Raw genomic sequence first — 22,485 nt, 5'->3', positions numbered from 1 at the left:
CGATGTTCGACTTTCACGCGCGGCTGACCCCCGGCCCCGGTGCCACCGAGGCCCTGCTCGGCGCGCTGGACGAGGCCGGGGTCGAGCGGGCCGCGGTCTGCGCCGGCGGGGTCGTCGGCCTGGACCGGCTCTCGGTGCAGATCGTCGACGGCGGGCGCAGCAAGGCCCTGGCCGACAACGCCGGGGTGCTGCGCGCCTGCCAGGCCTCCGGCGGGCGGCTGGTGCCGTTCTTCTTCGCCGACCCCTACCGCGACGCCGCCGGCTACGAGGAGGCCGCGCCGTGCTACCGGGGCCTGGAGATCTCCCCGGCCGTGCACGGCTTCCGGCTCGACGACCCGCGGGTCGACGTCCTCGTGCGCATCGCGGCCAGACACCGCCATCCCGTGTACGTCGTGTGCCTCGCCCGCCCCGGCACGCGCACCGAGGACCTGGTGGTGCTGGCCGGGCGCCACCCGGATGTCACCTTCGTCTCCGGCCACTGCGGGCACACCGGCCTCGACGCGGCCGGGCTGAACCTGGTGGCGCCGCACCCCAACATCGCCGTCGAGCTCTCCGGCTGCTTCACCGCCGTGGCCCGCCTCGCCGTGCGCCGGCTGGGCGCGCACCGGGTGCTGTTCGGCACCGAGCACCCCCTGCAGCACCCGAGCGTCGAGGTGGCCAAGCTGCGCGCGCTCGGCCTCGACCCCGACGAGCTCGCCCTGGTCTCGTCCGGCAACGCCGACCGTCTCCTGGAGTGCCGATGAAGCTGCCGCAGATCGGGGACTGGGACGGCTTCGCGGCCCTGGCCCGGTTCCAGCAGGAGCGGCTCCCCGCGGTGTACGCCGCGGCCGAGCGATCGCCGTTCTACCGCAAGAAGGGCATCGCCGCCCTGCCCGAGCAGCCGCTGACGACCAAGCAGGACCTGCGCGACGCGTACCCGTTCGGCCTGCTCGCCTGCGACCGTGCGGACCTCGCCACCTATCACGAGTCCAGCGGCAGCAGCGGCGAGCCGACGGCGTCGTACTACACCGAATCCGACTGGCTCGACCTCGCCGAACGCTTCGCCCGCAAGTGGACCGGCATCACGGCCGACGACACGCTGATGGTCCGCACCCCGTACGCGCTCATGATCACCGGGCACCTCGCCCACGCGGCCGCCCGGCTGCGCGGCGCCACCGTGGTGCCGGCCGACAACCGCTCCCTCGCGACGCCGTACTCCCGCGTGGTGCGCCTGCTGCACGACCTCGGCGTCACGATCACGTGGTCGCTGCCGACGGACACGCTGCTGTGGGCGGCGGCCGCGCGGGTCGGCGGCTACCGCGACTTCCCGCACCTGCGCGCCCTGTTCGTCGGCGGCGAGCCGGTCGGCCCGGCCCGCAAGGCCCGCATCGGGCGGGTGTGGGGCGCGCCAGTGGTGGAGGAGTACGGCGCGACCGAGACCGGCAGCCTGGCCGGCGAGTGCGAGCACGGCACCATGCACCTGTGGGCCGACCGGGCCGTGTTCGAGGTACAGGACCCGCAGACGGGGGAGCTGCGGCCCGACGGGCGCGGCCGGCTGGTCGTCACGCCGCTCTACCGCGACGCCATGCCCCTGCTGCGCTACGCCATCGAGGACGAGGTCGAGGTGTCGTACCGCGCCTGCCCCTGCGGCTGGCACCTGCCCGCCGTGCGCCTGCTGGGCCGGTTCGCCCGCGGCGGCCTGACCCAGCTGGGCCTGGAGGAGCTCGTCTTCGCCCTGCCCGACGACTTCGGCGTGTGGTTCTGGCGGGCCCGGGTCGACGGCGACCGGCTGCGCGTCGAGATCGAGGTGGCCGACCGGTGGCGGGCCGCCGCGACCGCGACCCTGGAGGGTGCCCTGCGCACCGCGTACCCGCACGTCGAGCCGCTCGTGGTGGCCGTGCCGCCGGGGGAGCTCGTGCCGCACCGGCTGCTCACCGCGACGGCCGAGGTGATGAAGCCGCGCGGCCTGTTCGGCCCGGGCGAGGACTGGGACCGTGCGCTGCGGTACTACTAGCCCGCTCATCGTCGGCGCGGGCGTCGGCGGCCTCACCGCGGCCGTCGCCCTCGCCGCGCACGGGCTCCCGTGCACCGTCGTCGAGCGCGCGCCGTCGCCGGCCGCGGAGGGCTACGGCATCCAGCTCCCGCCCAACGCCACCCGCGTCCTGCGCGAGCTCGGCGTGGACCTGGGGCCGGTGTCGCTGCGCCCGGCGGCGCGCGAAATCCGGCGCTGGTCGGACGGCGCGCTGCTGGGCCGGATTCCCTTGGGCGACGCGGTGGTTTCCCGGTATGGCGCACCCTATTTGACCCTGCGCCGGGCCGATCTTCTTCGGGCGCTCGCGGCGCGTGCCGGTGTGGTCCACTTTGGACACACGTTCGCCGCGAAAGCTGATGGGATGTTCGTGGTTGGCGCCGACGGCCTGCACTCCACGGTCCGCGGGATGCTGACGAACGACACGCCGGTCGACGTCGGCTACACCGCCTATCGCGCCGTGGTTCCGGTCGCCGCGCCCAACGTGGTGACGGTGTGGCTCGGACCGGGTGCGCACGCCGTCGCCTATCCGGTGCCCGGTGGCCTCAACCTGGTCGCCATTGCGGCTGGGGGCCTGGAAGCCTTCGACGGCTGGCACGCGCCCATCCGCGACCTGATCCAAGCGGCCAAGATGCGCGGGTTCCCGCTGCGCACCCGCCCACCGCTGCCGGCCTGGCACCGCGACGGCCTGGTCGTCATCGGCGACGCCGCCCACCCCATGCCGCCGTTCCTCGCCCAGGGCGCCGCCCAGGCCATCGAGGACGCCGCCGCCCTGCCCGAACACCTCGACGACCTCGCCGCCTTCGAGGCGCTGCGCCGGCCGCGGGCCGAGCGGGTGGCGGCGGCCAGCGCCGCCGGCGGCCACGATTACCACCTCCCGGACGGCCCCGAGCAACGACAACGAGACGAGCGCATCGCGGCCTCCGGGCTGCCCGACCAGGATTGGTTGTTCACATGAGCATCCCCGCCGTCGCCCCGTACCCGATGCCCGTGCCGTCCCGCGAGGGCCCCGCGCCCTGGAAGGCCGACCCGTCCCGCTGCGCGCTGCTGATCCACGACATGCAGCGGTACTTCGTCGACCGCTTCGACCCGCACGAGTCGCCCGGCCGCGAGCTGCGGTCCAATGTGGACAAGCTGCGGCAGGCGTGCACTGCGCTCGGGATTCCCGTCCGGTACACCGCGCAGCCCGGCCGGATGACCCGCGCCGACCGGGGCCTGCTGCACGACGTGTGGGGCGAGGGCATGACGGACGACGAGGCCAGCCGCGGTCTCGTCGTCGCGCCCGCCGACGAGGCCGAGGTCGTGACCAAGTGGCGGTACAGCGCCTTCCACCGAACCCCGCTGCTGGCCGACCTGCGCCGGCTCGGCCGCGACCAGCTCCTCGTGTGCGGGGTGTTCGCGCACCTGGGCTGCCTGCTGACCGCCTGCGACGCGTACGCGCTGGACATCGAGCCGTTCCTGGTCGCCGACGCGATGGCCGACTTCAGCGCGGCCGACCACGCGATGGCCCTGGACTACGCGGCGCGCAGCTGCGCCGCCACCCCGACGACCGCGCGGGTCCTGGAGTGGCTCGGCGTCAGCGGTGGGCCCGGGCCAGCGCGGCCAGCTCGACCCGCGAGCTGATCCCGAGCTTCCGGAACGTCCGGCGCAGGTGGTAGTTCACGGTGTGGCGGGTGCGGCCGATCCGGTGCGCGATCTGCTGGTTGGTCAGCGCCCGCCCGACCAGCTCGGCGATCCGCCGCTCCTGCTCGGTGAGCGACTCCCAGCCGGTCACCGGCGCGGGCCCGGCCCCAACCCCGGCCCCAACCCCAACCCCGGTCCCGGCCCCGGACCGCGGCAGCGCCGCCGCCTCGGCCCGCAGCGCCGCCGCGGCCGGCTTGCACAGCGTCTCCGCGACCGCCGCGTGGACGAGCTCGTCGGGGAACGTCGCCCGGTCCTCGACGTTCACGAGCAGGCCGGCGGCCAGGATCTCGTCGAGGTACGGCAGCAGCTGGGCGGTCGCGCACCGCATGAGGCGGGCCAGGTCCAGCACGCCGAAGCACGGCCCGAGCACCGAGGCCACCTGGAGGATGCGCCGGGCCGGGGCGGACAGCGCGGCCAGCCGCGCCGGAACCGAGAGCGGTTGCATGCCGATTATGGTGCGGCGACTTGTACCGCCAGATCGGCTACAAGTATGGGGTTGGCCGAAACTACGGCTCGAGTTCCGCCAGGGCCCGCAGGCCGGCCGGGTCGAGGATGGTCAGCCGGCGGTACCCGGTGCTGAGCAGGCCCCGGGAGCGCAGGTCGCGGATCGCGTTCTGGACCGTGGCCTGCGCGATCGCGATCATCGTGGCCAGCTCGGGCTGGCTGAGCGGCACCGCGATCTCGATCCCGCCGCCGGCGACCGGGCGCCCGCACAGCTCCGCGATCTCGACGAGCAGGCGGGCCAGGCGCACGTGTGCGGGGTACACCGCGAAATCCGTCCTTCGGCGGTTGGCCCAGGACAGCTGACCGGCCAGGGCGGCCGTCACGCGCGCGGCCGCGGCCGGGTGGCGGTGCAGGAAGTCCTCGAACGCGGCGCGGCTCAGCACGCCCGCCGTGACCCGCCCGCACGCCGTCACGGTCGCGTTGCGCGGCGCCCCGGTCAGCGCGCCGACCTCGCCGACGAGCTCGCCCGGGACCCGGATGCCCAGCAGCGTCTCGAACCCGTCGACCGACGTGGTCACCTTGACGAAGCCGGCGATCAGCAGCTCCACGTGGGTCTCGACGTCGCCCTCGCGCAGCACCACCCGGCCGGGCGCGAACTGCCGCACGGTGGCCCGGCCGACGAGCTCCTTCGCGGTCGCCTCGGGCAGGCTCCCGAGGAACGTGCTGGGGGACCAGTCCGGCGACGTCATGCGGCCAGTCTGAGCCCTCAACCGGAGCACTCCAAGTCAGCCGGAGCGCTCCAAGCGCGCGTACACGAGAATGTTGCCGCGGTACTCGTGCCGCAGGCGGTCGAACGTGCCCCCGCACGTGACGAGCCGCAGGGCCGGATAGCCGACCGGCCCGTAGACTTCGTCGGTGGGGAAGTCGTTCTTCGGCACCTCCACGACCCGCTCGACGACGAAGACGGCGACGCTGCCGTCCTCCCGGCGCACGCTCGCCGTGTCGCCCGGCCGCAGCTCACGCAGCCGGTAGAAGACGGCCGGCCCGTCGTGCGCGGTGTCCACGTGGCCGAGGATGACCGACGGGCCGACCTCGCCGGGGGTGCGCAGGTTGCGGTACCAGCCGGCCGGGGCGCCCTTCTTGAGCGGCGGCACCTGCACGGTGCCGTCGCCGTTGAGCCCGAGCGACATGAGCGAGGTGTCCACCCCGATCGCCGGGATCGTGAGCCGGACGGGTGCCGACGCACCCAGCCCGCGCGTCTCCACCTTCGGCGCGGGCGCGGCGGAGCTCGCGATCGGGATCGGGGACATCGACGCCGCCGGCACGCTCGCGACCGGCGCCGGTCCGCTCGCCGCCGGCGCCGGTGCGGCGGCGGCCGGGCGCTCCGGCGGCGGGGGAGCGGGCGACGCGCCGATCACGAGCAGCGTGAGCCCGCCGACGGCCAGCAGACCGGTCAGCCCGTCGATCGCGATCCGGCGGCGGGTGAGCATCGTCAGCGGCGCCCGATGGCGGGGCGCATCCGGAACACGATCAGCGCGGCCGCCACCAGCAGCAGGACGATGCCGCCGCCGGCCAGGACCGGATCGCGCATGCCGAGACCGTCGCCGCCACCGGTGTGCGGCGCGCCGCTCGGGGTCGGCCCGGCCCCGCCCACGCCGGCGTTGCCGTCGGCCGCGGCGGCAGCGGAGCGAGCCGCGGCCGCCGACCTGGACGCGGCGGCCGCGCGCTCGGCATCAGCGGCCGCGGCAGCGGAGCGAGCGGCCGCGGCGTCGGCCGACCGGCTGGCCGAGACGCTCGCCGACACCCGCGCGGACGCCGAGACGCTCGCCGAAACGCTCGCGGAGACCGCCGGATTGGCGTTGTCGTTGCCGTCATCCCCGGTGAACTGGCAGTACGCCAGCAGCGACAGCAGGATGACGATGAGCGCGGCCCCTCCGGCCGCGACGGCGGTGCGGTTGTCGCGCGGTACGGCGCGGCGGGTTCCCGTGTCGCTCATCGCTCTGTCCCCTTCCGGGAGAGACCGCGAAAGCCCTGGTCGGTTCGAGTCTTCTACCCAGGCGCCACAGCAACGTAACGATCTATGCCCCCATCGTGTGATCAGCGGCGTCGATCGGTTTTGCATCCGTGAGTGCAAGTATTTCCGGCTTTGATTGGCATCTTGCGCAGAGATGTCAGGCGGGTTACGTTGCACCTCCGATCGATGCCTCTCGACACCCCCACCCTGGAGCCGTCATGGCCGCACGCCGGCTGGTCGCTGCCCTCCTGCCACCCCTCCTCGCGCTCGGCGCCGCCACCGCCGTGCTCAGCACGCCCGCCGCCGCGGACGTCACCACCGCCTCCGTCGACACGCTGCGCACCGGCTGGGACCCCAACGAGCCCGCGCTCGGCCCGTCCGCCGTCTCCGCCGCCGACTTCGGGCAGCTCTTCGCCACCGACCTGAACGGGCAGATCTACGCCCAGCCGATCGTGGCCGGGGGCACCCTGATCGCGGCGACCGAGAACAACTGGATCTACGGGCTCAACCCGCAGACCGGCGCCATCGTCTGGTCGCGCAGCGTCGGGCCGGCCTGGCCCGCCTCGGCCATCGGCTGCGGCGACCTGGTCCCGAACATCGGCATCACCAGCACCCCGGTCTACGACCCGGCGACCGGCTCGGTCTTCTTCACCGCCAAGGTCAACGACGGGTCCGACGCCAACCACCCGCACTTCTACATGCACAAGATCGACCCGGCGACCGGCACCGAGCGGTCCGGCTGGCCGGTGACGATCCAGGGCTCGCCGAGCAACGACCCGTCCACCACGTTCAACGCCAAGACCGCGGCCCAGCGCCCCGGCCTGCTGCTGCTGGACGGCGTGGTCTACGCGGGCTTCGCCAGCCACTGCGACTACGGCCCGTACGTCGGCTACGTCGCCGGCGTCAAGACGGCCACGCCCGCCATGTCGACGCTGTGGTCCACCGAGGCCGGCCGCTCGACCGGCATGGGCGGCATCTGGCAGTCCGGCGGCGGCCTGGTCTCCGACGGGTCCGGCCGGATCATCGTGGCCACCGGCAACGGCGTCTCGCCCGCGCCCGGCCCCGGCACCAGCCCGCCCGGAACGCTCGCCGAGTCGGTGATCCGGCTGCAGGTCAACGGGGACGGCTCGCTGGCCGCCCGGGACTTCTTCAGCCCGGCCAACAACGGCAAGCTCGACCAGGACGACACCGACTTCGGCTCCGGCGGCCCGGTCGCCCTGCCGTCCTCCTTCGGCACCGCCGCCCACCCGCGCCTGCTGGTCCAGACCGGCAAGGACGGCCGGGTGTACCTGCTGGACCGGGACAACCTCGGCGGCATGGCCCAGGGCCCGGGCGGCACCGACGCCTCCCTCGTCCCGCCGGCCGGTCCGTACAACGGCGTCTGGGGCCACCCCGCGGTCTGGGGCGGCGACGGCGGCTACGTCTACCAGGTCGAGAACCAGGGCTTCCTGCGCGCGTTCAAGTACGGCGTGAACGGCAACGGCCTGCCCACGCTCACCTCGGCGGCGACCAGCCCGTCGACGTTCGGCTACACCTCCGGCTCGCCGATCGTCACCTCCAGCGGGACCACGTCCGGCTCGGCGATCGTCTGGGCCGTCTACAGCGACGGCTCGAACGGCGCCAACGGCCAGCTGCGGGCCTACGACGCCCTGCCCACCGGCGGCCAGCTGCACCTGCGCTATTCCGCCCCCATCGGTACGGCCACCAAGTTCGCGATCCCGGCCAGCGACAACGGCCGCGTGTACGTCGGCAACCGCGACGGGCGGATCTTCGGCTTCGGCCGCCCGACGACCGCCGCGCTGAGCGCCTCGCCGACCGACTTCGGCAACGTCGCCGTCGGCAGCACCGGCAACGCGACCGTCACGGTCACCGCCACCCGGGCCGTGCGGATCACCGCGATCACCGCCGCCGCGCCGTTCGGCGTCACCCCGCCGAGCCTGCCGGTCAGCCTCAACACCGGGCAGACCCTCGCGGTGCCGGTGCGCTTCACGCCGACCGCGGCCGGCGGCGCCACGGGCAGCCTCGCGTTCACCACCGACGCCGGTACGGTCGCCCTCGACCTGCACGGCACCGGCACCAAGGCGGGCCTCGGGGCCACCCCGGCGGCGCTGTCGTTCGGCACGGTGCCGACCGGCGCGGCCAAGACCCTCGGGGTCAGCATCACCAACACCGGCACGAGCGCGGTCACGGTGACCGGCTCGACCGCGCCGGCCGCCCCGTTCAGCGCGACCGGCTTCCCGGCCAACGGCACCACGATCGCGGCCGGCGCCTCGGTGTCGGTGGCGGTGAAGTACGCCCCGACGGCGGCCGGCAACCACACCGGCTCGCTGACCGTCACCAGCTCGGCCGGTCCGGTCACGGTCCCGCTCAGCGGCACGGCGGTCACGGGAGCGGCGCACCTCACCATCACCCCGAATCCGGTCGCGTTCGGTTCGGTGACGGTCGGTACCACCGCGACCCAGACCTTCGACATCGCCAACACGGGCAACATCACGCTGACCCTGACCAAGGCCGCCCCGCCCGTCGGCGCGTTCAACACCTCGACGCCGGTCTCCGAGGGCCAGCAGCTCTCGCCCGGTGACGTGATCCACCAGACGGTCACGTTCACGCCGACCGCCCAGGGCGCGCAGTCCGCGGTCTACTCCATCACCGGCGACGACGGCCAGGGCGCGGTCCTGGTCCAGCTCACCGGCACCGGTGTGGCCCCGTCGAGCACGACCAACCTGGCCGCCGGGCGCCCGGCCACCGCCCAGTCGAACCAGGGCGGCTACCCGGCGTCCAACGTCACCGACACCGACGCCAACTCCTACTGGGAGAGCGCGAACAACGCGTTCCCGCAGTGGATCCAGGTCGACCTGGGCGCGTCGGCGAGCGTGGGCAAGGTGACCCTGCGCCTGCCGCCGCAGACCGCCTGGCAGGCCCGCCGCCAGACGGCGACCGTGCTGTCCAGTGTGGACGGCTCGCAGTGGACGACCGCCGCGGCCGCCGCCGACTACCTGTACCTGTTCGACCCGGCCACCGGCAACACCGTGAGTGCCTCGTTCCCGGCGGTCACCGCCCGCTACGTCCGGCTGAGCATCTCCGCCAACACCGGATGGCCGGCCGGGCAGCTGTCCTCCTTCGAGGTGTACGGCACGAGCGCCGGCACGGCCACGCTGACGCTCAACCCGGCGTCGCTGTCGTTCGGCGACACGGACGTCAACGAGAACAGCGACTGGAAGACCGTGACGGTCACCAACACCGGCACCGCCCCGGCGACCGTCCAGTCCATCACGGCCTCCGGCGACTTCACGGTCACCACCACGTGCGGCACCGCGATCGCGCCGGGCGCCAACTGCACCGCCACGGTCACGTTCCACCCGAGCGCGGCCGGGAGCCGGACCGGGACGCTCACGGTGCGCAGTACCGCGTCCAACGGCACCGCCACCGTCGCGCTGAGCGGCACCGGGGTGGCCGCGACCGGCACCAACCTGGCCCTGCGCAAGACCGTCACCCAGTCCTCGTACACCCAGAACTACACGGGTGGCAACGCGGTCGACGGCAGCGCCGACACCTACTGGGAGAGCGCGAACAACGCCTTCCCGCAGTGGATCCAGGTCGACCTCGGCGCGACGACGTCGGTGGGCCGGGTCGTGCTGCGCCTGCCCCCGGCCACGGCGTGGGCGGCCCGCACGGAGACGGTGACGGTCACCGACTTCACCACCGGCGCCGTCCTCGTCTCGACCCGCGCCGTCGGGTTCGACCCGGCCACCGGCAACACGGCCACGCTGACCTTCCCGGCGGCGGGCGTGCGGTACCTGCGGATCACGGTCACCGGCAACACCGGCTGGCCGGCCGGGCAGCTGTCGGAGCTGGAGGTGTACGCCTCGTAGCGGGTGACGGTGCCTCACCCGGGTTCGGCGCACGGTTTGACCCGTGCGCCGAACCAGGACCGCGCTGCTGGCCGGAGTGTCCGTCTGCTTGCTGGCCGCGTGCTCGGCGGCCCCGGCCTCGGCCGAGGGCCGCCAGCTGCCCCACGTCGATCCCACGGACTTCCACCACGCCCCGGCCGACCCCTCCGCCGGCGCCGACGCCCTGGTCTCGATCACCACGATCGCCCGGCACCTGAACGTCCCGTGGGGGCTCGGTTTCCTGCCGGACGGCACCGCCCTGGTGACCGAGCGCGGCACGGGGCGCATTCTGCGGGTGACCGACAAGGGCCAGGTGACCCAGGTGGCCCACCTGAACGAGTCGACCTCCGACAACGAGGGCGGGCTGCTGGGGTTGGCGGTGTCCCCGTCGTACAAGACGGATAAAACGGTGTTCGTCTACTACACCACCAAGGACGACAACCGCATCGCCCGCCTGCACCTGGACGGCCGGTCCCGCCCCCGGCCGATCGTCACCGGCATTCCGAAGAGCGGCATCCACGACGGCGGCCGGCTCGCCTTCGGCCCGGACGGCTACCTCTACGCGACCACGGGCGAGGCCTCCCACACCGAGTCGGCCCAGAGCCTGAAGAACCTCGGCGGCAAGATCCTGCGCATGACCGTGGACGGCAAGCCGCCGAAGGGCAACCCGTTCCCGGGCTCGCTGATCTGGTCGTACGGCCACCGCAACCCCGAGGGCCTGGCCTGGGACGAGAACGGCACCATGTACTCCTCGGAGATCGGCGAGGCGGTCTGGGACGAGCTGAACATCATCCGCCCGGGCGGCAACTACGGCTGGCCGATGGTCGAGGGGATCGGCAACAAGCCGCAGTACATCGACCCGATCGTCGCCTGGCACCCGGAGGTCGGCGTCTCGGCGGGCGTGGCGATCCTGGGCACCACGGCCGTCGTGACGTGCCTGCGGGGGCAGCGGGTTTATCTGGTACCGCTGGGCAAGTCCCCGGCCCCCGCCGCCTCCGCGCCGTCGGAGCCCGCCACCCCGATGTCCGTACGCTGGCGCCCGGACGCCGGGGTGGCGGCCAAGCCGATGGAGGCGCTGACCGAGAAGTACGGCCGCCTGCGCACGGCGGTGACGGCCCCGGACGGCAGCGTCTGGATCACGACCTCGAACCGCGACGGCCGCAACCCGAACGGCCCCACCCTCGACGACGACCGCATCCTCCGCCTGACCATGCGCACCGAGCGCTGAGGTCAGGAGGCCGGATGCACCTTCCACGGGGTGGTCTTGAGGCCGCCCCGGGAGTCGATGCCGGTCTTCAGCCGCTCGCTCGTCTCGTGCGAGATGCCCGGCGACTCGTAGGTCGGCACCTCGACGGCGGTCGCGGTGAACTGGTCCTTGTCGGTGCCCGAGTAGTCGATGCGCACGACGGTGGGGCCCTGGACGGTCTCCAGCAGCAGGAACACGTGCCCCGGCCCGGAGATCGGCGGGGTCCGGCGGCCCAGGTCGATGCAGCTGCTCACCTCGCCGAACGGCGAGGTCTTGGCGAACAGCGAGCAGGCCTGCCGCTCCTGGTCGGCCAGGAACGAGGAGCGCTGGGGGAATCCCACGGCGAACGCACCGCCGCCACACACCAGCACCACCGCCGCCGCGGTCGTCACCGTCCACCCGAGTCGATTCATGCCGACATTGTTAGCAGATATCCTGCTGCCCGTGACGGCTTGGGAGGACCTCGGATTCGCGGCGTACGACGAACTGTGGGCGCGGGTGCCCGACGATCCGCGGCCGTCGGTCACGTTCGATCTGCGCGGGTTCTTCCGGAGCGACGTTCCGGCCGAGTTCACCGCGGCCGCGCGGGCGGTGGACGACCTGGTGCTGCTGGCGTTCGTCCGGGTGTTGCCGGCGGGTGCGGCGCTGCTGGTGCTGAACTGGGAGCACGCCTCGCACCGGCTGCGGCCGCACGAGCGGACCGAGCCGTTGCCGTGGTTCGCGGTGCCCAACGGCGACCACTACGTGGTGGGCACCGAGGACTTCGCGATGGGCACGCGGGGGCACCCGTGGGAGCAGACCCTGCGCGTCTGGGGCGAGCCGCTGCTGGAGACGCTGGTACCCATGCTCAACTGGCTTCCCCGCGTTTAGACCTTGTCCTAGTTTCGCGGGACTCAAGCCGCCTGTGCCAGTAGCCCGTCGGTCGGGTCGGCCGCGCCGAGCAGCACCTGCACGGGCACGTCCAGATCTTCGGCGGCCTCGATGGTGGCCAGGATGGCGCCGACCACGCGCGGGTCGAGGCGGGTCGCCCCGCGCAGGTCGATCACGATCGGGTCCGGCCGGTGGCGCAGGGCCTCGACCAGGCTGTGCTGTGCGTGGGCGGCCCAGGACGCGTCGATCTCACCCTCGAAGAGGATCGCGACGGCGGGGCTCGGGTCATGGCGGAGTGTGACGGCGACCGGTGAACTCTCGTGCGGCACGTGCTGCCTCCGAGGGCGTCGGTGAATTAGTTGCACCCGAAGCCACCGTAACGAAGTTTCCCCATCAAGGTAAACAGGTAACTTCGTACCCGTTATGGGATCGCTCCCACAGATGCCACCTGGCCAGCCGAAATCATCAGACAACACCACCAGCGACCGATACATTACACCGTGATGAAAGGTCCCCCGTTCGGCGTAAGTAAGTGACCGATCGACGCTGGGTAGCGCCCTAAGGTTCCATCGGCAACCTCTACGTACCAGCACTACCGTCCCTGGACGACATGCGTGCGCCGCCCCGCCGGATGGAGTCGCCGCGCCGCGCCCGTTCTTGGCACCGCTGGAGGGGTTTAGGCGTGTGGAAGGGCCGCTTGGCGATTCTGTCGATCGTGGTGGTCTCACTGATCTGTGGTCTGTCGATGTTCGCGGTGCGGGGCGCGAGCAACGACCAGCTCGAGGTGTACTCGTGGTGGACCGGGCCCGGTGAGGAGGAGGGGCTGGCCGCGATGGCCAAGTCCTTCGAGGGCACCAACCCCGGCGTGCGGTTCGTCAACGCCGCCGTCTCCGGAGGCGCCGGCTCCAACGCCAAGGCCATCCTGGCCAGCCGGCTGCTGGCCAACGACCCGCCGGACTCCTACCAGCGCCACGCCGGGCTCGAGCTGCTCGACGACGTGCGCTCGGGCAAGGTGCAGGACCTCACGGACCTGTACCGGCAGCAGGGCTGGGCCAAGGTCTTCCCCAAGGGCCTGATCGACAACCTGACCATCGACGACCGCATCTACGCGGTGCCGGTGAACATCCACCGGGCCAACCTCATGTGGTACCTGCCGAAGACCCTCCAGGACCTGGGCATCTCCGCCCCGCCGAAGACCTGGAAGGAGTTCCTGGCGCAGGCCGAGCAGATCAAGGCCAAGGGCAAGACCCCGCTGGCCGTCGGGCCGGAGTGGACCCAGAAGCACCTGCTGGAGACCGTGCTGCTCGGCGAGCTCGGGCCGGACAACTACGACAAGCTGTGGGCCGGTCAGCTCAGCTGGCTCTCGCCCGAGGTCAGCGGCGCCCTCGACACCTACGCCAAGGTGCTGGCGGTCTCCGACGTCAAGTCCGCCGCCGGCGACTGGCAGCCCCAGCTGGACAAGGTGGTTTCCGGTTCCGCCGTGTACGCCGTGATGGGCGACTGGTCCTCCTCGTACTTGGAGCAGACCAAGAACCTCGCGTGGCAGACCGGCTACAACGTGGTCGCCTCGCCGGGCAGCGACGGCGTCTACGACTTCCTGTCCGACTCATTCACGCTGCCGACCGGCGCCCGCCGGCCCGACCTGGCCCGCAAGTGGCTGATCGAGTGCGGCTCGACCGACGGGCAGAACCTGTTCAACCCGCTCAAGGGCTCGATCCCGGCGCGCACCGACGCCGACGCCGCCCTGTACAAGAACTACCTGAGCTGGGCGCTGCAGCAGTGGCGTGACCCCAAGACCCGCATCGTCGGGTCGCTCACCCACGGCGTGGTGGCCAACAACGCCTACAACGCGGAGATCGACTCGGCCCTGGGCCTGTTCGTCCAGGACGACGACCAGGGCAAGTTCGCGCGGACCGTCGAGCAGCAGTACCGGGAGACGCAGTGAACGCCCCAGTTGTCCATCGGGCCCGGCACTCCTCGGAGCCCGAACGCCCGGCCGTCGCGCCGAAACAGCGGCGGCCCCGCAAGCAGCGCGGGCCGCGGTGGCTGCCCGGGCTCGTGCTGGTGTCGCCGTCGCTGATCCTCATCGGCATCTTCGTCTACGGATTCCTCGGCTGGAACGTGCGCGTCTCCTTCACGAACTGGCGCGGACTCTCCCCGAACTACCACCTCGTCGGCTTCGACAACTACACCGCCCTGCTGCACGACGAGCGCTTCCGGGCCGACATGCGCAACCTGATCATCTTCACGGTGGTCTTCGTGGCCGGCGCCATGCTGCTCGGGTTCTTCATGGCGATGCTGCTGGACCGGGGCGTGCGCGGCGAGGGCTTCCTGCGCGGCGTGTTCCTGTTCCCGATGGCCATCTCGTTCATCGCCACCGCGATCGTGTGGCGCTGGCTGCTCGACAACGGCACGGGCGACGACACCGCCGGCCTCAACAAGCTCCTGGCCGACGTCGGCCTCGGGTTCCTGCGCAGCGACTGGCACAAGTCGGACTCGATCTGGGCCATCTCGGCCGTCGCGCTGCCGGCCGGGTGGGCGCTGTCGGGGTACGTGATGGCGCTCTTCCTGGCGGGTATGCGCGGCGTCAACGACACCCTGCGCGAGTCGGCCCGCATGGACGGGGCCAGCGAGACCCAGGTCTTCTGGCACGTGGTGCGGCCCGCGCTGCGCCCGGTGACGTTCAGCGCCCTGCTCATCATGATTCACATCTCGCTGAAGACGTTCGACCTGCTCTACGCGCTCGACCAGGGCAACCTGCGGATCGACACGCCGTCGCTGTACATGTGGTTCACCACGTTCGACGGCGGCTTCTACGACCGCGGCGCCACCATCGCCACGGTCCTGCTCCTCGGGGTGGCGCTGGTCGTCGGCCCCTACGTCTGGTACAGCCTGCGCACGGAACGGCGGTGACTTCGATGGTGCGTGCAACCGCCGTCGTTCCCCAGCAGACCCACCGGCCCACCCGGCTGCCCACGCCCGGTGAGACGCCGCCCGACCTGTCGACCGTCCCGCGCTGGCAGCGCCCAGGTCCGGTGCGCACGACGCTGCGGTACCTCGTGCTGTGGGCCCTGGCCGCGTTCTTCCTGATGCCGGTCTACGTGCTGATCGTGACCAGCTTCAAGAACCCGGCCGACGTGTCGGTGACCCGGATCTGGGAGCTGCCGACGAGCCTGTCGTTCGACAACTTCTCGGCCGTGCTGCCCAAGCTCTCCTCGGGCTTTCGCAACTCCCTCGCGCTGTCGATCCCGGCCAGCCTCATCTCGGCCCTGCTGGGCTGCGCGAACGGCTTCGTGCTGTCGAAGTTCCGCTTCCCGTTCTCCAACGTCGTGTTCCCGCTGATCCTGTTCGGCATCTTCGTGCCGTACCAGGCGGTCATCATCCCGGTCTCGCAGACCATGACGGCGGTCGGCCTGCGCGGCTCCGGCGACGCGACCGGCGGCCTGCTCGGCCTGATGGTCATCCACATCATCTACGGGCTGCCGATCACCACGCTGATCTTCCGCAACCACTTCGTGTCGATGCCCGACGCCCTGCTGGAGTCGGCCCGCCTGGACGGCGCCGGGGTGCTGCGGACCTGGGTGGACCTGGCGGTGCCGCTGGCCAAGCCGGCCTTCGCGGTCGCCATCATCTGGCAGTTCACCTCGTCCTGGAACGACTTCATGTTCGGCGCGATGATGACCAGCCGGGACTCGTGGCCGGTGACGATCGCGCTGAACAACGTGGCCGGCGGGCAGTCGGTGCCGTTCGGCCAGGCGATGGCCGGCGCCCTGCTGGTCAGCCTGCCGACCCTGGCCATCTACGTGCTGCTGGGCCGGTTCTTCATGCGCGGCCTGCTCGCCGGGACGTTGCAGGAGCGCTAGATCTAAGGCCTGTTTGGTAACTGGGGTAGGTGCTGCGGCGGAGTCCAGATTTCGTCTGCGTGCGCAGCGCGGAGGCCCGGCTACCGGTGTTGTAACCGGGCCTTCGCGATGTGTGCGCAGGCGGAATCTGGGCCCGCCGCAGTCCTGCCTCAGTTACCAAACAGGCCTTAGTACTCCACGTCCTCCGTCGCCTCGAACGGCCCGACCACGATCCCGCGCCGGAAGTGCCCGCCCTGGGCCGAGACGTCCAGGGAGAACTGCTGCAGCACCCGCAGCTTCCGGCCGGCGATCTGGAAGGGCCGGCGCACCTCGTACAGCGGCGCCCACGGGCACTCGAAGTAGCAACTGCTGCCGTCCCGGGTCTTGTACAGCACCACGTCGCCGTCCGCGATCGCCTCCTCGAGCTGCGTCTTGAGCGCGAGGGTGGCCGCCGGGTCCGGGTCGTTGCGCCACAGGTGGGCGATCGCCGTCTTGGCCCGCTGGTCGGTCTGCCAGCGGCGCAGCGTGACCCGGTCGGTCAGGCACCACGGGTCGAACCGGTGCCCGCCGGGCAGCGCGGCCACGTCCGGGCGGGCGGCCGGGCGCAGCGACTCGTACCGGCTCAGCAGGACGGGCATCGCCGCCAGCTGCCCGACGTGGAACCAGATCTCCAGCGCGTTCTTGAGGTTGTTCTCGATCAGCTCGTGCAGCCGCGCGTCGTGCCGGTCGGCGCGCAGCGCCTCGGCGTAGTCGGCGGCCGCGGTGGCCTCGGCGTTGAGCTGCTTGAGCCGGTTCACGGCGGTCCGCTGCTCCTCGGGCACGCCGGAGCGCTCCAGCCCGTAGACGGCCACGTCGATGTGCTGGCGCAGCGGCGGCACCGCGGCCAGCAGCGCGCTGAGGTGCTCGGGCGGGCAGGTGCGGTCCTCGGCCCACTCGGGCAGGCCGGCGGGCAGGGTCAGCTCCTGCGCGATGTCGTAGTCGGGGTTGACCCGGGCCTGCCGGGCCCGCGACACCCAGCCCTCGACCGCCGAGAGCCAGGCCGACACCTGGTCGAACGTCACCGCTGGCACGTACCCGACCGTGCGCGGGCCGGCCGCGTAGTCGGCGTCGAGGAAGCGCTCGCCGAGGGTCTGCAGGACGTACCCGTTCCAGGCCGCCACCAGCAGGCTGCCCGTCGCCCGCGGGGCGTCCCACACGCTGCGGCCGTCGGTGGCCAGCTGCTCGCGGGCCTGCTCGGCGTGCATCATCTCGTCGTAGGCGGCCTTCCCGGCGGACCGAAGGGCCTCCAGCACCATCGCGTCGCGCTCCTTGGCGAGGGAGGCGCGCATCTTCGTCATCAGCGAGGGGCGCAGCGGATCGGGCATGCGCTCACGGTAGCGATGGCCCGCTATGTCGAGCGATAGGCGACGCCGTGCGCGTCCTCGCAGTGCGCGTCCGGATCCTGTGGCCCGGCGCCCGCGTGGTCGACCTGCAGGGTGCTGTGCGTGAGCGCGTACTCCCGGCGCAGCAGCTCCTCGATCGCCGCCCGCACCGCGTGGCAGTCGCGGCCCGGGGCGACCAGCACGTGCGCCGACAGCGCCGGCTCGCCGGAGGTGATCTGCCAGACGTGCAGATCGTGTACCTCCACCACATGCGCCATCGCCGCCAGCCGCTCGCCCAGCGCCGGCGGGTCGATCCCGCTCGGGGCCGCCTCCAGGAAGATCCGCCCGGACGCCCGGACCAGCCCGAGCCCGGCGCGCACCATGAGCGCCACGACGATCAGCGTGGCGATCGGGTCGGCCCGGGTGAACCCGGTCGTGACCATGACCAGCCCGGCGATCGCCGTGGCGACGAACGCGAACAGGTCGTTGAGCACGTGCTGGAAGGCGCCCTCGACGTTCAGGCTGGTCCGGTTGGCCCGGCTCAGCGCCCAGCTGGCGAGCAGGTTGACCCCGATCCCGGCGACCGCGGTGACGAGCACCGGCAGCCCGACCACGTCCGGCGGGTGGAACAGCCGCCGCACCGCCTCGACCGCCAGCACCGCGGCGAGGATCAGCATGGTGAGCCCGTTCGCCTGGGCCGAGAGGATCTCCGCCCGTTTCAGCCCGAAGGTGTACCCCCCTTTCGGCGGCCGCGCCGCCAGCCGCATGGCCACCAGCGCGAGCACGATCGCCCCGGCGTCGGTGAGCATGTGCGCGGCGTCGGAGAGCAGGGCGAGCGACCGCACGAGCAGCCCGACGACGACCTCGCCGACCATGAACGCCCCGATCAGCGCCAGGGCGACGGCCAGCCACCGCCGGTCCGCGTCCTGGGCGACCCCATGGTCGTGCCCATGGTCGTGCGCATGGTCGTGCGCATGGTCGTGGTCGTGTCCGCTCACGGTTCCAGACTCTCCCACTCGCACAACCCTGTCGCGATGAGTTTGCGCACCCCGGCGGGTTGAGAAGAGGAATGGTCAGGTCGACGACACACGGGAGTACACATGTTGCTACAGGATCGGACGGCCGTCGTCTACGGCGGCGGCGGCAACGTCGGCGGGGCGATGGCCAGGGCGTTCGCCCGCCACGGGGCCACCGTGCACCTGGCCGGGCGGACCCGGGCCACCCTGCGGGCGGTGGCCGACGAGATCACCGAGGCCGGCGGGAAGGTCTACGCCGACGCCGTCGACGCCCTGGACGAGCGCGCCGTCGACGAGCACACGGCCCGCGTCCTGGAGCGCTCGGGCCGCCTGGACGTCTCGGTCAACGTCATCAGCGACCAGGACGTCCAGGGCACCCCGATGGCCGAGATGAGCCCCGACGACTACCTGCGCCCGATCATCACCTCGATCACCTCCAAGTTCCTGACCGCCCGCGCCGCCGCCCGGGTGATGGTGCCGCAGGGTTCGGGCCTCATCCTGTACTTCGGCGGCTCCTTCGACTGGCAGGCCGCCCGCCGCTTCAGCGTCGGCGGCATGGGCCTGACCTTCGACGCCGTCGAGTCGATGCGCAAACAGCTCGCGTGCGAACTCGGCCCGTCCGGCATCCGCGTGGTCACCCTGCGCACCAGCGGCCTGCCCGAGACGATCCCGCCGGACTTCGAGGGCCGGGACGAGCTCGTCTCCTACCTCACCGCCCAGACCCTGACCGGCCGCCTGGCCACCCTGCGCGAGGTCGGCGAGCTGGCCGCGTTCGTCGCCTCCGACAGCGCCGCCCTGCTGACCGGCGCCGAGTTCGACATGAGCGCCGGAACCTCCATCCGGTGACCACCGTGCAGTTCGCCCACCGCCGGTGGGGACACCGTCACGGCGGCCATCACGAAGGATGCGGCCGAGGACCGCGGGCTCAGACCGGTGCTCGGCGCGGTCGTGGTGGGGTAAGCCCCACCACGAGGACGCCAGCCGGCGGGCGTGAGACGGCCGGTGAATCCCGGTGAGATGGATGCATGACCGAAGACGTCGTGTCGCTCGTCGGGGTGCAGAAGCGGTTCGGCAGCGTCGTCGCGCTGGACGGCGTGACGCTGGGGTTCGCGCGCGGGACATTTACGGCGGTCATGGGGCCGTCCGGGTCGGGCAAGTCGACGCTCCTGCAGGCCGCGGCCGGGCTGGAGCGGCCCAGCGCCGGGACGGTACACGTGGCCGGGGTCGACCTCGGGTCGCTCAACGAGACCGGGCTGACGCTGCTGCGGCGGGAGCGGATCGGGTTCGTCTTCCAGGCGTTCAATCTGCTGTCGTCGCTCAGCGCCGAGCAGAACGTGGCGCTGCCGTTGCGGCTCGCCGGGAAGCGGCCGGCCAGGAAGGACGTGCGGGCCGTGCTCGGCGCCGTGGGGCTCGCCGATCGGGCGCGGCACCGGCCGGCCGAGCTGTCCGGCGGGCAGCAGCAGCGGGTCGCCATCGCGCGGGCCATCATCACGCGGCCCGACGTGCTCTTCGCCGACGAGCCGACCGGGGCGCTCGACTCGCGGACCGGCCGCGAGGTGCTCGGGCTGCTGCGGTCCATGGTGGACACCCAGGGGCAGACGGTGGTCATGGTGACCCACGACCCGTTCGCGGCCGCGCACGCCGACCGGGTGGTGTTCCTGGCCGACGGGCGGGTGGTGGCCGAGATGACCGGGCCGACGCCGCAGGCCGTGGCCGAGCGCATGACCGGCCTCGAGACGGCGGGGGTGTAGGGCCGTGCTCGGGATCTCGCTGCAGACCGTCCGGGCCCGCTGGGCCTCGTTCGCCGGCACCTTCATCGCGCTCGCGCTCGGGGTGGCGCTGCTGGCCACGACCGGGCTCACGCTCGCCTCCAGCGTCGGGGGCGGCCGCAAGCCGGTCTGGTACGACACCGCCGCCGTCGTCGTCGCCGGCCAGAACAGCATCGAGGTCGTCGTCGATCCCGGGACCGAGGACGAGTACACGGCCGGCACCTCCACCAACCGCTCCCGCCCGCTGCCCGCCGACCTCGCCCAGCGGCTGCCCGGCGCGATCGTCGACCGCTGGCTGCCCGGCAACGCCCACCCGTGGTCGGCCGCGGCCCTGCACGGGCTGCCCGCCGACGCCGGCCCGCAGCGCGACGACGAGGTGGTCGTGGCGGGGGCGCGGACGGGGGAGCTCACCATCCTCGGGCGGACCTTCCGGATCGCCGGCACCGTGCCGGGCCCGGAGGCGGTCTACCTCACCGATCGCGCGGCCGAGGAGCTCAGCGGCGGGCGCATCGACGCCATCGCCGTGCCCGGCATGAGCGCGGCCGACGTACGCAAGGCGGTCGGCGACGGCCCGCGGTTGCTCACCGGCGACGCCCGCGCCGAGGCCGAGCCGAATCCGGACGGCGACCTGCTCGCGGTGGCCGCCTCGCTCATGGGGACCACGGCCGGCGTGGCCGCGTTCGTCGCGGTGTTCGTGGTCGCCGGCACGTTCGCGTTCGCGGTGGCCCAGCGGCGGCGGGAGCTCGCGCTGCTGCGGGCGGCCGGGGCCACCCCGCGCCAGGTGCGCCGGCTCGTGCTCGGCGAGGCGATCGTGGTCGGCGTGGTGGCCGGGCTCGCCGGGTGCGCGGCCGGGCTGCTCGCCGCGCCGCCGTTCGCGCACTCCATGGCCCGCAACGGGTTCGCGCCGAGCGGGTTCACCGCCGGGTTCGTGTGGTGGCCGCTGCTGGCCGCGTTCGGGGCCGGGCTGCTCGTCGCGATCATCGGCGCGGCGGTCGCGGCGCGGCGGGCCGGGCGGGTCCGGCCGATCGAGGCGCTGCGCGAGGCCTCGGTCGAGAAGCGCGTGATGACCGCCGGGCGCTGGGTGTTCGGCCTGGCGTTCCTCGCTGGCACCGCGGCCATGCTCATCTGGGTCCCGGTCGAAGGGCCCGAAGCCATCGCTCTGGTACTGCTCGACGCCCAACTCGCCATCACCGGTATCGCCCTGTTCGCCCCGCTGCTGGCCCCCGGCGCCGCCTGGCTCACCGGCCGGCTGCTCCCCGGCGTGACGGCCGCCCTGGCCCGCGACGGCGCCCTGACCGCGGTGCGGCGCACGGCCTCGACGGTCGCCCCGATCCTGCTCACCGCCGGCATCGCGGCGAGCACCCTGGCCGCCACGGCCACCATCTGGCGGGCCGAGGCCGACGCGAGCGCCGCCCGCCTCACCGCGACCGGCGTGCTGATCGACCCGGTCACGACGCCGGCCGGTGGGGTGCCGGTCGCGCACGGCAGCGTGTACATCGACCAGGACGAGTACGCCGAGCCGTTCGACGCCCTCTTCGCCGGTCCCGGCCTCGGCCGCGTGATGCGGGTGAGCGTCGAGCCGGCCGAGGGGACCGTCGTCGTCGGGCACGCGCTCGCCGAGTCGATGCACTGGCGGGCGGGCGGCACCGCCGACTTCTGGCTCGACGACTCCACCCCGGTGCACCTGCGCGTGGCGGGCGTGCTGGAGCCGGCCTTCGACCTGGACGACTCGGTGCTGCTGCCGTGGTCGCTCGGCCCCGGCCACCCGGACGCCGTCTTCCTCACCGGCCCGGCCGCGGGGGTGGAGGGCACCGTGCTCACCGCGCCCGAGTACTTCGCCGCCCTGGAGGCCGACCAGCGCCGGATGAACGACCTGGCGCTGCTCACGGTGCTCGGGATGGCCCTGCTGTACACCACGATCGCCATCGCCAACACGCTCGTCATGGCCACCGCCGACCGGTCCCGCGACCTCGCCGTGCTGCGGCTGGCCGGCACCACGCCCCGGCAGGTCCTGGGCATGGTCGGGCTGGAGGCGCTGCTGGCCGCGGCGGCCGGGGTGCTCCTGGCCTGGCTCGTGGCCGGCGCGATGCTGCTGGCCATGGTCCCGCACCTGCACACCGCCGGCGGCGCGGATCCGGTCCTGGTCGTACCGTGGACGCCCGTGCTGACGGTGGCGGCCGTCTGCGCCGTCGTGGCCCTCGTCGCCGCGCTGATCCCGGCCGCGCTCGCCCTGCGCACCCCGGCCGCCCGGATGGCCGCCGTCCGCGAGTGACGCACCGGGCGAAACCGTAAAGCGGCGTACGAAGTGGCCGATTGGGCTCCCGGGTGACACCGGAGGGGGT

The 22,485-nt window shown here is 72.8% G+C and carries 21 protein-coding genes; 13 read left to right on the top strand and 8 right to left on the bottom strand.

Annotation, left to right across the window (positions count from 1 at the left end; all coding sequences use genetic code 11):
* The first annotated feature begins 2 nt into the window (after window positions 1–2).
* Genes ACQP00_RS40230 through ACQP00_RS40215 form a run of 4 tightly spaced genes read left to right on the top strand, consistent with a single transcriptional unit; the run spans window position 3 to window position 3,631 of the window.
* Window positions 3–743 carry an amidohydrolase family protein gene (locus ACQP00_RS40230; protein WP_433206836.1) on the top strand — a complete coding sequence of 247 codons (741 nt, stop codon included), beginning with the start codon at window positions 3–5 and terminating at the stop codon, window positions 741–743.
* Complete coding sequence (locus ACQP00_RS40225) at window positions 740–1,993, top strand: phenylacetate--CoA ligase family protein (RefSeq protein WP_433206833.1); 1,254 nt, start codon at window positions 740–742, stop codon at window positions 1,991–1,993. Before ACQP00_RS40230 ends, ACQP00_RS40225 begins: the two co-directional genes overlap by 4 nt.
* Complete coding sequence (locus ACQP00_RS40220; RefSeq protein WP_433206830.1) at window positions 1,974–2,966, top strand: FAD-dependent oxidoreductase; 993 nt, start codon at window positions 1,974–1,976, stop codon at window positions 2,964–2,966. Before ACQP00_RS40225 ends, ACQP00_RS40220 begins: the two co-directional genes overlap by 20 nt.
* Entirely contained in the window at window positions 2,963–3,631 is a 669-nt protein-coding gene (locus ACQP00_RS40215) for an isochorismatase family protein (protein ID WP_433206827.1), read from the top strand. The genes ACQP00_RS40220 and ACQP00_RS40215 overlap by 4 nt, the downstream gene beginning before the upstream one ends.
* On the opposite strand, the gene ACQP00_RS40210 is transcribed toward ACQP00_RS40215, so the two are convergent.
* The 4 genes from ACQP00_RS40210 to ACQP00_RS40195 all read right to left on the bottom strand — a co-directional run bounded on the left by ACQP00_RS40210 (window position 3,585) and on the right by ACQP00_RS40195 (window position 6,131).
* The gene (locus ACQP00_RS40210; RefSeq protein WP_433206824.1) at window positions 3,585–4,136 is read right to left on the bottom strand and encodes a helix-turn-helix transcriptional regulator; all 552 of its coding nucleotides are present in this window, start codon (window positions 4,134–4,136) and stop codon (window positions 3,585–3,587) included. The genes ACQP00_RS40215 and ACQP00_RS40210 overlap by 47 nt on opposite strands.
* 61 nt (window positions 4,137–4,197) lie before the next feature.
* Window positions 4,198–4,884, bottom strand: coding sequence for a Crp/Fnr family transcriptional regulator (locus ACQP00_RS40205; RefSeq protein WP_433206821.1), 687 nt, complete (start codon window positions 4,882–4,884; stop codon window positions 4,198–4,200).
* A gap of 36 nt (window positions 4,885–4,920) precedes the next feature.
* A complete protein-coding gene (locus ACQP00_RS40200) occupies window positions 4,921–5,625 on the bottom strand; it encodes a class F sortase (protein WP_433206818.1) in 705 nt (234 codons plus the stop codon).
* 2 nt (window positions 5,626–5,627) lie between these two features.
* Window positions 5,628–6,131: a hypothetical protein gene (locus ACQP00_RS40195; protein WP_433206815.1), complete on the bottom strand. Its 504-nt coding sequence runs from the start codon at window positions 6,129–6,131 to the stop codon at window positions 5,628–5,630.
* 236 nt (window positions 6,132–6,367) lie between these two features.
* On the opposite strand from ACQP00_RS40195, the gene ACQP00_RS40190 reads away from it, so the two are divergent.
* Both ACQP00_RS40190 and ACQP00_RS40185 read left to right on the top strand, forming a co-directional pair.
* Window positions 6,368–10,021, top strand: coding sequence for a choice-of-anchor D domain-containing protein (locus ACQP00_RS40190; RefSeq protein ID WP_433206812.1), 3,654 nt, complete (start codon window positions 6,368–6,370; stop codon window positions 10,019–10,021).
* A gap of 43 nt (window positions 10,022–10,064) precedes the next feature.
* The gene (locus ACQP00_RS40185) at window positions 10,065–11,267 is read left to right on the top strand and encodes a PQQ-dependent sugar dehydrogenase (RefSeq protein WP_433206810.1); all 1,203 of its coding nucleotides are present in this window, start codon (window positions 10,065–10,067) and stop codon (window positions 11,265–11,267) included.
* Window positions 11,268–11,269: 2 nt separating this feature from the next.
* Here the strand turns inward: ACQP00_RS40185 and ACQP00_RS40180 are convergent, their stop codons facing one another.
* Window positions 11,270–11,698, bottom strand: coding sequence for a hypothetical protein (locus ACQP00_RS40180; protein WP_433206807.1), 429 nt, complete (start codon window positions 11,696–11,698; stop codon window positions 11,270–11,272).
* 31 nt (window positions 11,699–11,729) lie between these two features.
* Between ACQP00_RS40180 and ACQP00_RS40175 the strand changes: the two genes are divergently transcribed.
* On the top strand, window positions 11,730–12,155 hold the full coding sequence (locus tag ACQP00_RS40175; RefSeq protein ID WP_433206804.1) for a DUF2716 domain-containing protein: 426 nt from the start codon (window positions 11,730–11,732) through the stop codon (window positions 12,153–12,155).
* A gap of 23 nt (window positions 12,156–12,178) precedes the next feature.
* On the opposite strand, the gene ACQP00_RS40170 is transcribed toward ACQP00_RS40175, so the two are convergent.
* A complete protein-coding gene (locus ACQP00_RS40170; protein ID WP_433206801.1) occupies window positions 12,179–12,484 on the bottom strand; it encodes an STAS domain-containing protein in 306 nt (101 codons plus the stop codon).
* Window positions 12,485–12,852: 368 nt separating this feature from the next.
* Between ACQP00_RS40170 and ACQP00_RS40165 the strand changes: the two genes are divergently transcribed.
* The 3 genes from ACQP00_RS40165 to ACQP00_RS40155 are packed head-to-tail and all read left to right on the top strand — an operon-like array spanning window position 12,853 to window position 16,018.
* Window positions 12,853–14,100: an ABC transporter substrate-binding protein gene (locus ACQP00_RS40165; RefSeq protein WP_433206798.1), complete on the top strand. Its 1,248-nt coding sequence runs from the start codon at window positions 12,853–12,855 to the stop codon at window positions 14,098–14,100.
* A complete protein-coding gene (locus ACQP00_RS40160; protein ID WP_433206795.1) occupies window positions 14,097–15,068 on the top strand; it encodes a carbohydrate ABC transporter permease in 972 nt (323 codons plus the stop codon). Before ACQP00_RS40165 ends, ACQP00_RS40160 begins: the two co-directional genes overlap by 4 nt.
* Window positions 15,069–15,073: 5 nt before the next feature.
* Window positions 15,074–16,018 (top strand): carbohydrate ABC transporter permease, encoded by a 945-nt coding sequence (locus tag ACQP00_RS40155; RefSeq protein ID WP_433206792.1) that lies wholly within the window; start codon window positions 15,074–15,076, stop codon window positions 16,016–16,018.
* 167 nt (window positions 16,019–16,185) lie between these two features.
* Here the strand turns inward: ACQP00_RS40155 and ACQP00_RS40150 are convergent, their stop codons facing one another.
* Together ACQP00_RS40150 and ACQP00_RS40145 are read right to left on the bottom strand one after the other, a co-directional pair.
* The gene (locus tag ACQP00_RS40150; RefSeq protein WP_433206789.1) at window positions 16,186–17,361 is read right to left on the bottom strand and encodes a hypothetical protein; all 1,176 of its coding nucleotides are present in this window, start codon (window positions 17,359–17,361) and stop codon (window positions 16,186–16,188) included.
* Between the two features lie 23 nt (window positions 17,362–17,384).
* Window positions 17,385–18,356 (bottom strand): cation diffusion facilitator family transporter, encoded by a 972-nt coding sequence (locus tag ACQP00_RS40145; protein ID WP_433206786.1) that lies wholly within the window; start codon window positions 18,354–18,356, stop codon window positions 17,385–17,387.
* A 102-nt stretch (window positions 18,357–18,458) separates the two neighbouring features.
* Here ACQP00_RS40145 and ACQP00_RS40140 point away from each other — a divergent pair, with 102 nt between their 5' ends.
* The 3 genes from ACQP00_RS40140 (at window position 18,459) to ACQP00_RS40130 (ending at window position 22,415) form a co-directional block, all read left to right on the top strand.
* Window positions 18,459–19,220, top strand: a complete 762-nt coding sequence (locus tag ACQP00_RS40140) for an SDR family NAD(P)-dependent oxidoreductase (RefSeq protein WP_433206783.1) — start codon at window positions 18,459–18,461, stop codon at window positions 19,218–19,220.
* Window positions 19,221–19,399: 179 nt separating this feature from the next.
* The gene (locus tag ACQP00_RS40135; protein ID WP_433206780.1) at window positions 19,400–20,125 is read left to right on the top strand and encodes an ABC transporter ATP-binding protein; all 726 of its coding nucleotides are present in this window, start codon (window positions 19,400–19,402) and stop codon (window positions 20,123–20,125) included.
* 4 nt (window positions 20,126–20,129) lie between these two features.
* Window positions 20,130–22,415 carry an FtsX-like permease family protein gene (locus ACQP00_RS40130; protein WP_433206777.1) on the top strand — a complete coding sequence of 762 codons (2,286 nt, stop codon included), beginning with the start codon at window positions 20,130–20,132 and terminating at the stop codon, window positions 22,413–22,415.
* Window positions 22,416–22,485 lie beyond the last annotated feature (70 nt).

This window comes from Dactylosporangium sp. CS-047395 (assembly GCF_050942185.1).
Lineage (GTDB): Bacteria > Actinomycetota > Actinomycetes > Mycobacteriales > Micromonosporaceae > Dactylosporangium.
The sequence above is the reverse complement of the archived record's forward strand: the minus strand, read 5'-3'. Positions and strand labels throughout refer to the sequence as shown.

Excerpts from the sequence above, each read along its gene's own strand:
- ACQP00_RS40230 (WP_433206836.1), top strand. The coding sequence starts at position 3 with ATGTTCGACTTTCACGCGCGGCTGACCCCCGGCCCCGGTGCCACCGAG.
- ACQP00_RS40225 (WP_433206833.1), top strand. The coding sequence starts at position 740 with ATGAAGCTGCCGCAGATCGGGGACTGGGACGGCTTCGCGGCCCTGGCC.
- ACQP00_RS40215 (WP_433206827.1), top strand. The coding sequence starts at position 2,963 with ATGAGCATCCCCGCCGTCGCCCCGTACCCGATGCCCGTGCCGTCCCGC.
- ACQP00_RS40210 (WP_433206824.1), bottom strand. The coding sequence starts at position 4,136 with ATGCAACCGCTCTCGGTTCCGGCGCGGCTGGCCGCGCTGTCCGCCCCG.
- ACQP00_RS40205 (WP_433206821.1), bottom strand. The coding sequence starts at position 4,884 with ATGACGTCGCCGGACTGGTCCCCCAGCACGTTCCTCGGGAGCCTGCCC.
- ACQP00_RS40200 (WP_433206818.1), bottom strand. The coding sequence starts at position 5,625 with ATGCTCACCCGCCGCCGGATCGCGATCGACGGGCTGACCGGTCTGCTG.
- ACQP00_RS40195 (WP_433206815.1), bottom strand. The coding sequence starts at position 6,131 with ATGAGCGACACGGGAACCCGCCGCGCCGTACCGCGCGACAACCGCACC.
- ACQP00_RS40190 (WP_433206812.1), top strand. The coding sequence starts at position 6,368 with ATGGCCGCACGCCGGCTGGTCGCTGCCCTCCTGCCACCCCTCCTCGCG.
- ACQP00_RS40180 (WP_433206807.1), bottom strand. The coding sequence starts at position 11,698 with ATGAATCGACTCGGGTGGACGGTGACGACCGCGGCGGCGGTGGTGCTG.
- ACQP00_RS40155 (WP_433206792.1), top strand. The coding sequence starts at position 15,074 with ATGGTGCGTGCAACCGCCGTCGTTCCCCAGCAGACCCACCGGCCCACC.
- ACQP00_RS40150 (WP_433206789.1), bottom strand. The coding sequence starts at position 17,361 with ATGCCCGATCCGCTGCGCCCCTCGCTGATGACGAAGATGCGCGCCTCC.
- ACQP00_RS40140 (WP_433206783.1), top strand. The coding sequence starts at position 18,459 with ATGTTGCTACAGGATCGGACGGCCGTCGTCTACGGCGGCGGCGGCAAC.
- ACQP00_RS40135 (WP_433206780.1), top strand. The coding sequence starts at position 19,400 with ATGACCGAAGACGTCGTGTCGCTCGTCGGGGTGCAGAAGCGGTTCGGC.